Below are 13,679 nucleotides of genomic sequence, written 5' to 3' on the forward strand. Positions count from 1 at the left end.
GATAGATTTAAGCAAGCCAACCACACCACCCGTTAATCAGTATTGCAAAAATGGGGGTGACCATAGATTTTTATGCCCGTAAATCAATTGCTTAGCTTCCAGACGCGGAATACAAACGTTCTTATTCAGATTTATTTTCATTTATTATTCAAGAACTTAGGTTTGACACTCGTAAATGCGCGGCTCAAACTCTGCCGTAAACAGCTATTACAAGGCAGGCCCCACCATGAAAGGCGACGTTACAGTCATCCAGCATCTCAACAAGATCCTCGCCAATGAACTGGTCGCGATCAATCAATACTTCCTGCATGCCCGCATGTATGAGGATTGGGGCCTGAACAAGCTCGGCAAGCACGAGTACCACGAATCCATTGACGAGATGAAACACGCCGACAAGCTGATCAAGCGCATCCTGTTCCTTGAAGGCCTGCCAAACGTCCAGGACCTGGGCAAACTGCACATCGGCGAACACACCCGGGAAATGCTCGAGTGCGACCTGCGCATCGAACGCACCGGCCATGCGGATCTGAAGGCGGCCATCGCTTATTGCGAAAGCGCGGGAGACTTTGGCAGCCGCGAACTGCTGGAAGATATCCTCGAATCCGAAGAAGAACACATCGATTGGCTGGAAACCCAGTTGGGCCTGATCGACAAAGTGGGTCTTGAGAACTACCTGCAATCGCAGATGGGCGAAGAATAACTTTTCCCGAACGCAGCCACTAAAAAGCCCCGCCCTGTTTCCAGAGGCGGGGCTTTTCATTGCCTGGATTCCAGGACAACTGAAATCCACTATGGGAGTAACCTGCTCGCGAATGGATCAAATTCCTTCATCGCGAACTGGCTCGTTCCCACATTGGCTTGTAGATCAAGCTTCGGTCTTGTTCGCCGCCGCTTTTTCGACAGCTGCCTTGATCGTGGTCTGCAAGGAGCCGTCGGCGGCCATCTCGACCATGATGTCGCTGCCGCCAATCAACTCGCCAGCCACCCACAATTGCGGGAAGGTTGGCCAGTTGGCGTACTTGGGCAGATTGGCACGGATTTCCGGGTTCTGCAGGATGTCCACGTAGGCGAACTTCTCGCCACACGCCATCACAGCTTGAGCGGCCTTGGCCGAGAAACCGCACTGTGGCGCGTTCGGCGAGCCTTTCATGTAAAGCAGGACGGTGTTGTTGGCAATCTGGTCTTTGATCGTTTCGATGATATCCACGGAGCACCTCGGGCTTAAACTTCTACGACTTAAGTTGTCGACACGGTGGCGCATTGTAACGGAAAGCCGAGCACGCTGCTCGGTCTTGCGACGAGACAAATTCACGCAGCCGCCACTTTCACCACCACCCCATTAAGCACCGCATTGCCGGACAATTCATCGAGCAGCCCGTCATCGGTCAAGTCGTTGGCACTGGAACCCGGTTGTCCGCTGGCGATGCTCATCTGCACGCCTGGCCGGGCATGGCCCCAACCGTGGGGCAGGCTGACTACGCCCTGCATCATGTCCAGGCAGGCCTGCACCTCGACTTCGATCACCCCCACCCGCGAGCTGACCGTCACCCGCTGCCCATCGACCAGGCCACGGCTGGCCAGGTCGTCCGGGTGCATCAGCAATTGATGCCGCGGCTTACCCTTCACCAGCCGATGAAAATTATGCATCCAGGAATTGTTGCTGCGTACATGCCGCCGACCAATCATCAGCAATTCCCCAGGCTCAGGCGCCCGCAGCGCGGCGAAGCGCTCGAGGTCGGCGAGTATCACCGCAGGCGCGGCCTGGATGCGCTGGTTTTCGGTCTTCAGGCGCGGGCCAAGATTGGGCTTGAGCGCGCCCAGGTCGATGCCATGGGGATGGTCGAACAGGGTCGCCAAAGACAGCTTGTGCGGCGAGCCATCGCCATAGGCTCCGCTGCGCAGGCCCAGATCGATCATCTGCGCCGGCGGCAGGGTCGGCTTGAGCTCCTTGCCGGTCCGGGCGGCAAAGGCCTTGGCCAGGCCGACGAAAATCTCCCAGTCGTGCAACGCCCCATCGGGCTTGGGCAGGATCGCCCGGTTGAAACGGGTCACGTTGCGCACGGCGAACAGGTTGAACGTCGTGTCGTAGTGATCGTTTTCCAGCGCCGAGGTCGACGGCAGGATCAGGTCGGCATAGCGGGTGGTTTCGTTGATGTACAAATCGATGCTGACCATGAATTCCAGCCCGTCCAGCGCCTGCTCCAGTTGTCGCCCGTTGGGTGTGGAAAGCACCGGGTTACCGGCCACGGTGACCAACGCACGGATCTGCCCTTCCCCTTCGGTGAGCATTTCCTCGGCCAGGGTCGACACCGGCAACTCTCCCGCGTACTCCGGACGCCCGGATACCCGGCTCTGCCAGCGGTTGAAGTGCCCTCCCGAAGACGTGGCGACCAGATCCACCGCCGGCTCAGTGCACAACGCCCCACCCACTCGGTCGAGGTTGCCCGTGACCAGGTTGATCACCTGGATTAGCCAATGACACAGCGTGCCGAATGCCTGGGTCGACACGCCCATGCGCCCATAGCAGACCGCTGATGGCGCGGCGGCAAAGTCCCGGGCCAACTGCCGGATCTGTGGTGCCGGTACGGCACAGAGCGGGCTCATCGCTTCAGCCGTAAACGCGGCGACGGCCGCGCGCACTTCGTCCAGGCCGTCCACCGGCAAGTGGCTGTCGCGGGTCAGCCCCTCGCTGAACAGGGTGTTGAGCAAGCCGAACAACAACGCCGCATCGCTGCCGGGGCGCACAAAAAGGTGCTGGCTGGCGATGGCTGCCGTTTCGCTGCGACGCGGATCGACCACCACCACTTTGCCGCCACGGGCCTGGATCGCCTTGAGACGCTTTTCCACGTCCGGAACGGTCATGATGCTGCCGTTGGACGCCAGGGGGTTGCCGCCCAGGATCAGCATGAAGTCGGTGTGGTCGATGTCCGGGATCGGCAACAACAGGCCATGGCCGTACATCAGGTGACTGGTCAGGTGATGGGGCAGTTGGTCCACCGAAGTCGCCGAGAAACGGCTGCGGGTTTTCAACAGGCCCAGGAAATAGTTGCTGTGGGTCGTCAACCCATAGTTATGCACGCTGGGATTGCCCTGGTAGACCGCCACTGCATTCTGGCCGTGACGCGCCTGGATATCGGCCAGGCGTTCAGCCACCAACGCGAAGGCATCGTCCCAGGCAATCGGCTGCCATTGCTGGCCGATGCGCTGCATGGGCTGGCGCAGACGGTCAGGATCGTTCTGGATATCCTGCAGGGCCACCGCCTTGGGGCAGATATGCCCGCGGCTGAAGCTGTCCAGCGCATCGCCCTTGATCGAGGTGATCGCCAGGCCCTGGCCTTCGGTTTCGGTGGTTTCGAGGGTCAAGCCACAAATGGCTTCACACAGATGGCACGCACGGTGGTGAAGAGTCTTGGTCATGGCCAGTCTCTGTTTTATTCGTGGCGGGCACTTTCGGCCGCGGGAACAAAACTATGGCGCGCGATACCCGACAGCGCCAGCGACGTTCGTCCTGTGAATTGGCGAGCATCAGGGCCACCGATACAGGGGGCGTCAGGGCTGCTCGGGAGGCGGCGCCGCCAGCTGGATTTCCTCGATGGTCTCCACTTGCTCCTGGGCGATCGGCACCCCGGTCAATTCGCCAATCAACCGCCAATGCTCATCGAGCCCGCCGCTGATGGTGGCCATGCGATCGATCATCCGGCGACCGGCAGCCTTGATCACCTCGTCGTCGCTGCGCAGCAGTTCGAACGACATGGACGTCACCGAAGCCGTCAGGTGAGTCAGTGAGCGTGCCGTCAGCCCTAGCAGTTCCATCAGTTGTTGCTCTTTCGAATCCATTTCGGGGCTCCTGGGGCGCGCGGGGTTCATTTATAACCCAGCCCCTTGCATTAGGAAACGTTTCATGCCGACAACAGGTCAGCGAGTCAACCCGGACATGCCAAAACGCGACCACTGGCCTCATCCCGCCCGCCCCGCTTGATTGCCAAGCGGCGCAGCGCCAGTGTACAAAGAGGTCGCTGCTGTCAGGAATCCGGCTTCATACATGTCATCGCAGTCCTGTGATGACCTCGCTGAAATCCCCAAAAACCGTAGCCCTATTGGTAAGACGCGACATTTCCTTATAAGATCGCGCCTTCCCTATTTCGTCGCCCCGTGCGGCTTTTGCCGCAGGTCTCGCCCGTTTCTGATTGAACATGGCTTTGAGCATCTGCGGTCAGTTACAAAAAAAAGGTAGTCAATCATGAGCGCAAGGCACTTTCTCTCCCTGATGGATTTCACGCCCGACGAGTTGCTCGGCGTGATCCGTCGAGGCGTGGAGCTCAAAGACCTGCGTAAGCGCGGCGTACTGTTCGAGCCCTTGAAAAACCGTGTGCTGGGGATGATCTTCGAGAAGTCATCGACCCGCACGCGTATCTCTTTCGAAGCCGGCATGATCCAGCTCGGCGGCCAGGCGATCTTCCTGTCGCCCCGCGACACCCAGCTGGGCCGTGGCGAACCGATCAGCGACAGCGCCATCGTCATGTCGAGCATGCTCGATGCCGTAATGATCCGCACCTTTGCCCACAGCACCCTGACCGAGTTCGCGGCCCATTCCCGCGTGCCGGTGATCAACGGCCTGTCCGATGATTTCCATCCCTGCCAGTTGCTGGCCGACCTGCAGACGTTCCTCGAGCACCGGGGTTCTATCCAGGGTAAGACCGTGACCTGGATCGGCGACGGCAACAACATGTGCAACAGCTATATAGAAGCGGCAATGCAGTTCGACTTCCAACTGCGCATCGCCTGCCCCGAAGGCTACGACCCCAATGCCGCACTGGTCGCCAAGGCCGGGGACCGGGTGACCATTCTCCGCGATCCGAAGCTGGCCGTGGCCGGGGCGCACCTGGTGAGCACCGACGTCTGGACCTCCATGGGCCAGGAAGAAGAAACCGCCAAGCGCCTCGAACTGTTCGCACCGTTCCAGGTCAACCGGGCCCTGCTCGACCTGGCGGACAGCGAGGTGTTGTTCATGCACTGCCTACCGGCCCACCGCGGCGAGGAAATCAGCTTTGACCTGCTGGATGACCCGCGCTCGGTGGCATGGGACCAGGCAGAAAACCGTCTTCACGCACAGAAGGCCCTGCTCGAGTTCCTGGTCGAGCCGGCGTACCACCACGCATGAGCCATCCCCTGCTGTTGAATTTGCACAACCTGGCCTGTGGTTATGAGGGTCAACGGGTTGTCCAGAATCTCAACCTGCACCTCAACACGGGCGACATCGGTTGCCTGCTCGGTTCCTCAGGGTGTGGCAAGACCACGACGTTGCGCGCCATCGCCGGCTTCGAGCCGGTGCACGAGGGTGAGATCCAGCTGGCCGGGCAAACCATCTCCCGCGCCGGCTTCACCCTGGCCCCGGAAAAACGTCGCATCGGCATGGTGTTCCAGGACTATGCGTTGTTCCCTCATTTGAGCGTGGCCGAGAACATCGCCTTCGGCATTCGCAAGCACCCGGAACTGGAGCGCGTCGTCGAAGACCTGCTGGAACTGGTCAACCTGAAGAACCTGGGCAAGCGCTTCCCCCATGAATTGTCCGGTGGCCAGCAACAGCGCGTGGCCCTGGCCCGGGCGCTGGCGCCGGAACCCCAGTTGCTGTTACTCGATGAGCCGTTTTCCAATCTCGATGGCGAGCTTCGACGCAAGCTCAGCCATGAGGTGCGGGACATCCTCAAGGCGCGCGGCACCAGCGCGATCCTGGTCACCCATGACCAGGAAGAAGCCTTTGCCGTCAGCGATCACGTCGGGGTGTTCAAGGAAGGTCGGCTGGAACAGTGGGACACGCCCTACAACCTGTACCACGAACCGCTGACGCCCTTCGTCGCCAGCTTCATTGGCCAGGGTTACTTCATTCGCGGCAACCTCCAGAGCCCCGAGTCGGTACAGACCGAACTGGGGACCCTGCGCGGCAACCGGGCCTATACCTGGCCTGTCGGCGGCGCGGTGGACGTGTTGCTGCGACCGGACGATATCGTCTACGCCCCCGACAGCCCGCTGACCGCGAACATCATCGGCAAGACGTTCCTGGGCGCTTCAACCTTGTATCGCCTGCAATTGCCCACGGGCGCACAACTGGAATCGATCTTCCCCAGCCATGCCGACCATCAGGTCGGTGCCCGCGTCGGCATCCGCGTGGTGGCGGAACACCTGGTGTTGTTCCAGGCATCGGGCAGCACGGCTGCTCATCTCTCTTCGGTAGAGAGTGGCGTGCGGCGGCATAGCGTGGCGAGTTGACAGCTGAAGGCATGCAAAACCCTGTGGGAGCCGAGCTTGCTCGCGATGGCGTCGGATCAGTTTGCATTGTGTCGACTGTCCCACCGCTATCGCGAGCAAGCTCGCTCCCACAAAGAATCTCATTGGCCTGAAAGTCGAGCCTGTCCCTTTAGCTCAGCGTCAACGTCCCACTGGCCACCAGCGTCGCATTCCCGCCTATCTTCACCCGCTCCCCCTCCAGCCGACAGAACAACGCGCCGCCCCTGGCCGAGCATTGGTAAGCCGTCAGGCCGTGCTTGCCCAGGCGCCTGGCCCAGTAGGGAATGAGACTGCAATGGGTCGAGCCGGTCACCGGGTCTTCGTTGATGCCAATGGCCGGGGCGAAATAGCGCGAGACAAAATCCTGCTTGCTGCCCGGTGCCGTGACGATTGCGCCCGGCCACGGCAGTTTCGCCAGGGCCGCCATATCCGGTTTGCAATCAAGTACCGCTTGCTCCGATTCGAGCACCACGAACAGCTCGTTGGAACTGAGCACATCCACCGCTTCGACACCCAGCGCATTCTGCACCGCCAGGGACACGCCCAATTCGCTGGGCACGACGGCCGGGAAATCCAACCACAGTTGATCGCCTTCGCGAGTGACGCTCAACGGTCCGGATTTGCAGATGAAATCCAGCCGCTCGACCCTTTCGTCGTATACCTCGAACAGCACATGGGCGCTGGCCAGCGTGGCATGCCCACACAGCGGGACTTCAGTGGTGGGCGTGAACCAACGAATATGCCAATGCTGGCCTTCACGCACCAGAAACGCGGTTTCAGCCAGGTTGTGTTCAGCGGCGATCTTCTGCATCAGCTCGTCGGTCAGCCAGGCATCGAGCCGGTAGACCATCGCCGGATTACCACTAAAGGGCCGGTCGCTAAACGCATCGACCTGATGAAACGCAAGCTGCATGGTATGTTCTCCTTATTTTTCAATGCGCCAGCATGAGGTGTCGCGGCACGGGTTATCCAGTGACAGATCAGTGGAATTTTCGCCCGCCAACGTCGGATAAATCCCCTGAGGACAAGTAAAGCTCAGCCTTACACCCTTGCGGCAAAGGGGATGGACAGCAGCGGCCACCAGGATCAATCAAGCACGCCCGATATCGGCGAACACCGCGCCGGTGTGCTCTTTCAACACCGACGGCGCCAATTCGACTTCCAAGCCGCGCCGGCCCGCACTGACAAACAGGCTGGCAAGCGGCAGGGCGCTGCTGTCGATGAACGTGCGCAAACGCTTCTTCTGCCCCAGCGGGCTGATGCCGCCGAGCAGATAACCGGTGGAACGCTGTGCAGCGGCCGGGTCGGCCATTTCGACCTTTTTCACGCCGGCCGCATGGGCCAGGGCTTTCAAATCGAGGCTCCCGGCAACGGGCACGACTGCCACCAGCAGTTCGCCCTTTTCGCTGGCCGCCAGCAACGTCTTGAACACCTGCCCCGGCTCCAATCCAAGCTTTTCCGCCGCTTCCAGCCCATAGGACGGCGCCTTGGGGTCGTGTTCATAGCTGTGGATACGATGTTCGGCACGCACTTTCTTAAGCAGATCCAACGCCGGTGTCATGACTGCTCCTGACAAGAAGATCAAAAGGATGGGCGGATTCTATGCCATCGTCCGGTAAAAGACTTCCGGGCTGAACCGACTTCCCGCCCAGGTTGGATTCATTCACGACACGAATAGCTGGAATGTGACCACCAGTTCACTTTCGACCTTTGACACCAGCATTTCTTGTCTATATTTTTTCGAAACCGAAAGAAGCAATGCAGATTCCAGCAGCCACCCGAGTTCACCGAGACTTTAATCTCAAACGGGTGACTTTCTTCGCTGGCTGGGGTGAAATTTCCCTCACGGATGGGTGCCAGGCTTGCTTCCCTCTTTTCGTCCCAAGGCAATCGAAATGACCGACATTCAGAACAAGAACTACATCATTGCCCTCGACCAGGGTACGACCAGCTCCCGCGCGATCATCTTCGACCGTGACGCCAACGTGGTCTGCACCGCCCAGCGCGAATTCGCCCAGCACTATCCACAGGCCGGCTGGGTCGAGCATGACCCAATGGAAATCTTCGCCACCCAAAGCGCGGTCATGGTGGAGGCACTGGCCCAGGCGGGCCTGCACCACGACCAGGTCGCCGCCATCGGCATCACCAACCAGCGGGAAACCACCGTGGTCTGGGACAAGACCACCGGCCGCCCCATCCACAACGCCGTCGTCTGGCAATGCCGGCGCAGCACCGAGATCTGCCAGCAGCTCAAGCGTGACGGCCACGAGCCCTACATCAGCCAGACCACCGGCCTGGTCACCGACCCGTATTTTTCCGGCACCAAGCTCAAGTGGATCCTGGACAACGTGGAAGGTAGCCGCGAGCGGGCGCGTAACGGCGAACTGCTGTTCGGCACCGTCGACAGCTGGCTGATCTGGAAATTCACCGGTGGCAAGGTCCACGTCACCGACTACACCAACGCCTCGCGCACGATGCTCTTCAATATTCACTCGCTGGAATGGGACACGAAGATGCTCGAGCTTCTCGACATCCCCCGCGAGATGCTGCCGCAAGTGAAGTCGTCCTCGGAAATCTATGGCCGCACCAAAAGCGGCATCGCCATTGGCGGCATCGCCGGCGACCAACAGGCGGCCCTCTTCGGCCAGATGTGCGTGGAGCCGGGCCAGGCAAAAAACACCTACGGCACTGGCTGCTTCCTGCTGATGAACACCGGGAAAAAAGCCGTCAAATCCAATCACGGTCTGCTGACCACTATCGCCTGCGGCCCGCGCGGCGAAGTGGCCTATGCCCTGGAAGGCGCGGTGTTCAATGGCGGGTCGACGGTGCAGTGGCTGCGCGATGAACTGAAAATCATCAACGACGCCCTGGACACCGAATACTTCGCCAACAAGGTCAAGGACAGCAACGGCGTGTACCTGGTGCCCGCCTTCACCGGCCTCGGCGCACCGTACTGGGACCCTTATGCCCGTGGTGCGCTGTTCGGCCTGACCCGCGGCGTGCGGGTCGATCACATCATTCGCGCCACCCTGGAATCGATTGCCTACCAGACCCGCGACGTTCTCGACGCCATGCAGCAGGATTGTGGCGAACGCCTCAAGGCCCTGCGCGTCGACGGCGGCGCGGTGGCGAACAACTTCCTGATGCAGTTCCAGGCCGACATCCTGGGGACTCGGGTCGAACGCCCGAAGATGCGGGAAACCACGGCACTGGGGGCTGCCTATCTGGCCGGCCTGGCGTGCGGCTTCTGGGGCAGCCTGGAAGAATTGCGCGGCAAAGCGGTGATCGAACGCGAATTCGAACCGCAACTGGACGAGCACGCCAAGGAAGCGCTCTACGCCGGCTGGAAGAAAGCGGTCAGCCGCACCCGCGACTGGGAACCCCACGAAGACGCGGAATAAACCGACCCAGGTCGTATCAAGACAGGGCTGCAACTGGTCGGCAGGGGATTCCTGCGGCATCATGGGCACATTTTGCATGGCAGCCCAAAGGAAGCCGTATGAATCTGCCTCCCCGTCAACAGCAAATCCTCGAACTGGTCCGCGAACGCGGCTATGTCAGCATCGAGGAAATGGCCCAGCTTTTTGTCGTCACTCCGCAAACCATCCGCCGCGATATCAATCAACTGGCGGAAGCGAACCTGCTGCGTCGCTACCACGGTGGCGCCGCCTACGACTCAAGCGTGGAAAACACCGCGTACGCCATGCGCGCCGACCAGATGCGCGACGAGAAGCAGCGGATCGCCGAAGCCATCGCCGCCCAGATTCCCGACCACGCCTCGTTGTTCATCAACATCGGCACTACCACCGAATCCATCGCCCGGGCGTTGCTCAACCACAATCACCTCAAGATCATCACCAACAACCTGCACGTGGCTTCGATCCTCAGCGCCAAGGACGATTTCGAAGTCCTGATCGCCGGTGGCAACGTGCGGCGTGACGGTGGCGTGGTCGGCCAGGCCAGCGTCGACTTCATCAACCAGTTCAAGGTCGACTTCGCGCTGGTGGGCATCAGCGGCATCGATGAGGACGGCAGCCTGCTGGATTTCGACTACCAGGAAGTGCGTGTGTCCCAAGCCATCATCGCCAACGCCCGGCAAGTATTGTTGGCGGCGGACTCCAGCAAATTCGGGCGCAACGCCATGGTTCGCCTGGGGCCGATCAGCCTGATCGACTGCCTGGTGACCGATCAGCAACCGGTGCCAGCGCTGGCGCAGTTGCTCAGCCAGCACAAAATTCGGTTGGAAGTGGTCTGACGGCATCTCAATACCTGTGGCAATACTGCTGTGGGAGCAAGGCTTGCCCGCGATGAAGGCGACACGGTTCCTACCCTGAAACGAGGCGCCTGTTTCGCGAGCAAGCTTTGCTCCCACAACTCCTCCTCGCCACAAAGGCGTGCCAGAGCAACGCCTTGCCGCCTAAATGTTCGAAAATTTTCTTTTAAGCCTCTTTCGATGAGTATTTTCAATCGAAAGCGGCTAGTCGTTACTTGGCTTATGGGCTAGTATTTTCGCAAATGAACATTCATGTTCGAATTCAAATGTTACGAAAAGAGCCCGAGGCCAGCCGATGCCCACCTCCACGTTGCCTACTCCCCCTATCGCCGAAATCTACGACATTGCCGTCATTGGCGGCGGTATCAATGGCGTAGGGATTGCCGCGGATGCTGCCGGTCGCGGCCTTTCGGTATTCCTTTGCGAAAAGGACGACCTGGCCAGCCACACGTCGTCGGCCAGCAGCAAGCTGATCCATGGCGGCCTGCGTTACCTCGAACATTATGAATTCCGCCTGGTGCGCGAGGCACTGGCCGAGCGCGAAGTGTTGCTGACCAAGGCACCTCATATCGTCAAGCAAATGCGCTTCGTCCTGCCTCACCGTCCGCACTTGCGTCCGGCGTGGATGATTCGCGCCGGCCTGTTCCTCTACGATCATCTGGGCAAACGCGAGCAGCTTGCCGGCTCCAGAAGCTTGAAGTTCGGCGCGGACAGCGTCTTGAAAAGCGAAATCACCAAAGGCTTCGAATACTCCGACTGCTGGGTCGACGATGCGCGACTGGTGGTGCTCAACGCCATGGCGGCCCGGGAGAAAGGCGCGCATGTGCATACCCGCACTCGTTGCGTGAACGCCCGTCGCAGCAAAGGCTTGTGGCACTTGCAGCTGGAACGTGTCGACGGCAGCTTGTTCTCGATCCGGACCAAGGCGCTGGTAAACGCCGCTGGGCCGTGGGTCGCCCAGTTCATTCGCGATGACCTGAAGATGGATTCGCCCTACGGCATCCGCCTGATCCAGGGCAGCCACCTGATCGTGCCGAAACTCTACGAAGGCGAGCATGCGCACATTCTTCAAAACGAAGACCAGCGCATCGTGTTCACCATTCCGTACCTGAACCAATTCACCCTGATCGGCACCACCGATCGCGAATACACCGGTGACCCGGCCAAAGTGGCGATCACCGAAGGCGAAACCGATTATCTGCTCCAAGTGGTCAACGCGCACTTCAAGAAACAGATCAGCCGCGACGACATCCTGCACAGTTATTCCGGCGTGCGTCCGCTGTGCAACGACGAATCCGACAACCCTTCGGCTGTCACCCGGGACTACACCCTGGCGCTGTCGGGCAGCGGAGAAGAAGCGCCGCTGCTGTCGGTGTTCGGCGGCAAGCTGACCACCTACCGCAAGCTGGCCGAATCGGCCATGACGCAACTGGCCCCCTACTTCACGCAGATGCATGCGAGCTGGACCGCCATAGAAGCCCTCCCCGGCGGCGAGAACATGACTACCCCACAGGCACTGTGCTCGGCGATCCGCGACAAGTTCGACTGGCTGCCCACCGACATCGCCCGCCGCTGGGCCACCACCTACGGCAGCCGCACCTGGCGCATGCTCGAAGGCGTACATAACCTCAGCGACCTGGGCGAGCACATCGGCGCCGGCCTTTATACCCGCGAAGTCGATTACCTGTGCAGCGACGAATGGGCTGTCGACGCCCAGGACATCTTGTGGCGCCGCAGCAAGCTGGGCCTGTTCACCACCCCGGGCGAACAGGAAAAGCTGCAGCAGTACCTGAACAAGGTCGAGCAGAGCCGTCGCAAGATAGAAGCGGCCTGAAGGACAGAGCCCGCTAGACCGAAGGCCCCTGAATCCACGATTCAGGGGCTTTTTGCCTTCTTAAGCGCGCTCCCACGAAGCTCGCTGCAAAGACAGAAAACATTCGGTTTTCCGAACACGACTCATCAGTCAATTCGGCTAACCGGATAAATCAATCCCAGAAAACCTGAAACAAAACATTAATTTCCTTATAAAACAATCATATAGCCATGCACACCTGGCTTGGCACGCCTCATGCTCTACACTCCCTCGAGACGAATGCCTGTACGCCAACACAACAGGAGCTGGCAGGTATTTCGAAGTACTCAGGGCCGATGAACCGGCTGAATAAAAAAAACAATGTCGAGGAAACACCGATGCGTATCGTTCCCCATCTCCTGGGCGCAGCCATGGCTGCCGCTCTGATCAGCACTCCGGCTTTCGCGGCCGAACTGACCGGCACACTGAAAAAAATCAAAGAGTCCGGCGTCATTACGCTCGGGCATCGCGACGCTTCCATTCCGTTTTCCTACATCGCAGACGCTTCCGGCAAACCGGTCGGCTACTCCCACGACATTCAACTGAAAGTCGTCGAAGCCCTGAAAAAAGACCTGGGCATGCCTGACCTGCAAGTCAAGTACAACCTCGTCACTTCGCAAACACGTATCCCGCTGGTGCAGAACGGCACCGTGGACCTGGAGTGCGGCTCCACCACCAACAACGTCGAGCGTCAGCAGCAGGTTGACTTCTCCGTGGGCATCTTCGAGATCGGTACCCGCCTGCTCTCCAAGAAGGACTCCAAGTACAAGGATTTCGACGATCTGAAAGGCAAGAACGTCGTGACCACCGCCGGCACCACCTCCGAGCGCCTGCTCAAGGCCATGAACGCCGACAAGCAGATGGGCATGAACGTGATCTCCGCCAAAGACCACGGCGAATCCTTCCAGATGCTGGAATCGGGTCGTGCCGTCGCGTTCATGATGGACGATGCGCTGCTGGCCGGCGAAGCCGCCAAGGCCAAGAAAGCCGATGACTGGGCCGTGACCGGTACTCCGCAGTCCTACGAAATCTATGGCTGCATGATGCGCAAAGGCGACGAGCCGTTCAAAAAGGCTGTCGATGAGGCCATCAAGGCCACCTACGCGTCGGGCGAGATCAACAAGATCTACGAAAAATGGTTCATGCAACCCATCCCACCAAAAGGCCTGAACCTGAACTTCCCGATGAGCGACGAACTCAAGACCCTGATCGCCAACCCGACCGACAAAGCGGCTGACGACAAGAAATCCTGATTTCTGACTAGTCTTC

12 protein-coding genes are annotated in these 13,679 nt (G+C 59.8%); 7 read left to right on the top strand and 5 right to left on the bottom strand.

The window, feature by feature from the left end; genetic code table 11:
* The first annotated feature begins 226 nt into the window (after positions 1–226).
* Positions 227–700 (top strand): bacterioferritin, encoded by a 474-nt coding sequence (bfr, locus tag N4Q37_RS15580; protein ID WP_260958983.1) that lies wholly within the window; start codon positions 227–229, stop codon positions 698–700.
* 165 nt (positions 701–865) lie between these two features.
* On the opposite strand, the gene grxD is transcribed toward bfr, so the two are convergent.
* The 3 genes from grxD to N4Q37_RS15595 form a co-directional block, all read right to left on the bottom strand.
* Positions 866–1,207 (bottom strand): Grx4 family monothiol glutaredoxin, encoded by a 342-nt coding sequence (gene grxD, locus N4Q37_RS15585; protein ID WP_260958984.1) that lies wholly within the window; start codon positions 1,205–1,207, stop codon positions 866–868.
* 101 nt (positions 1,208–1,308) lie between these two features.
* Complete coding sequence (locus tag N4Q37_RS15590) at positions 1,309–3,417, bottom strand: molybdopterin oxidoreductase family protein (RefSeq protein WP_260958986.1); 2,109 nt, start codon at positions 3,415–3,417, stop codon at positions 1,309–1,311.
* 132 nt (positions 3,418–3,549) lie between these two features.
* On the bottom strand, positions 3,550–3,837 hold the full coding sequence (locus N4Q37_RS15595) for a hypothetical protein (RefSeq protein ID WP_260958988.1): 288 nt from the start codon (positions 3,835–3,837) through the stop codon (positions 3,550–3,552).
* Between the two features lie 403 nt (positions 3,838–4,240).
* On the opposite strand from N4Q37_RS15595, the gene argF reads away from it, so the two are divergent.
* Both argF and N4Q37_RS15605 read left to right on the top strand, forming a co-directional pair.
* Positions 4,241–5,161 (top strand): ornithine carbamoyltransferase, encoded by a 921-nt coding sequence (gene argF, locus N4Q37_RS15600; RefSeq protein WP_260958990.1) that lies wholly within the window; start codon positions 4,241–4,243, stop codon positions 5,159–5,161.
* Positions 5,158–6,267 carry an ABC transporter ATP-binding protein gene (locus tag N4Q37_RS15605; RefSeq protein ID WP_260958992.1) on the top strand — a complete coding sequence of 370 codons (1,110 nt, stop codon included), beginning with the start codon at positions 5,158–5,160 and terminating at the stop codon, positions 6,265–6,267. The genes argF and N4Q37_RS15605 overlap by 4 nt, the downstream gene beginning before the upstream one ends.
* Before the next feature lie 148 nt (positions 6,268–6,415).
* On the opposite strand, the gene N4Q37_RS15610 is transcribed toward N4Q37_RS15605, so the two are convergent.
* A complete protein-coding gene (locus N4Q37_RS15610) occupies positions 6,416–7,198 on the bottom strand; it encodes a PhzF family phenazine biosynthesis protein (RefSeq protein ID WP_260958993.1) in 783 nt (260 codons plus the stop codon).
* A gap of 177 nt (positions 7,199–7,375) precedes the next feature.
* Positions 7,376–7,846, bottom strand: a complete 471-nt coding sequence (gene ybaK / locus N4Q37_RS15615; RefSeq protein ID WP_260958995.1) for a Cys-tRNA(Pro) deacylase — start codon at positions 7,844–7,846, stop codon at positions 7,376–7,378.
* A 334-nt stretch (positions 7,847–8,180) separates the two neighbouring features.
* Between ybaK and glpK the strand changes: the two genes are divergently transcribed.
* The 4 genes from glpK to N4Q37_RS15635 all read left to right on the top strand — a co-directional run bounded on the left by glpK (position 8,181) and on the right by N4Q37_RS15635 (position 13,663).
* Complete coding sequence (gene glpK / locus N4Q37_RS15620) at positions 8,181–9,686, top strand: glycerol kinase GlpK (RefSeq protein WP_260958997.1); 1,506 nt, start codon at positions 8,181–8,183, stop codon at positions 9,684–9,686.
* Between the two features lie 98 nt (positions 9,687–9,784).
* Entirely contained in the window at positions 9,785–10,540 is a 756-nt protein-coding gene (locus tag N4Q37_RS15625) for a DeoR/GlpR family transcriptional regulator (protein WP_260958998.1), read from the top strand.
* A 313-nt stretch (positions 10,541–10,853) separates the two neighbouring features.
* Positions 10,854–12,392, top strand: a complete 1,539-nt coding sequence (glpD, locus tag N4Q37_RS15630; protein WP_260959000.1) for a glycerol-3-phosphate dehydrogenase — start codon at positions 10,854–10,856, stop codon at positions 12,390–12,392.
* A gap of 356 nt (positions 12,393–12,748) precedes the next feature.
* The gene (locus N4Q37_RS15635; RefSeq protein ID WP_260959001.1) at positions 12,749–13,663 is read left to right on the top strand and encodes a glutamate/aspartate ABC transporter substrate-binding protein; all 915 of its coding nucleotides are present in this window, start codon (positions 12,749–12,751) and stop codon (positions 13,661–13,663) included.
* Positions 13,664–13,679: the final 16 nt, after the last annotated feature.

The sequence above is a fragment of the Pseudomonas citri genome, assembly GCF_025336485.1.
In the GTDB taxonomy this organism is placed as follows: Bacteria; Pseudomonadota; Gammaproteobacteria; order Pseudomonadales; family Pseudomonadaceae; genus Aquipseudomonas; species Aquipseudomonas citri.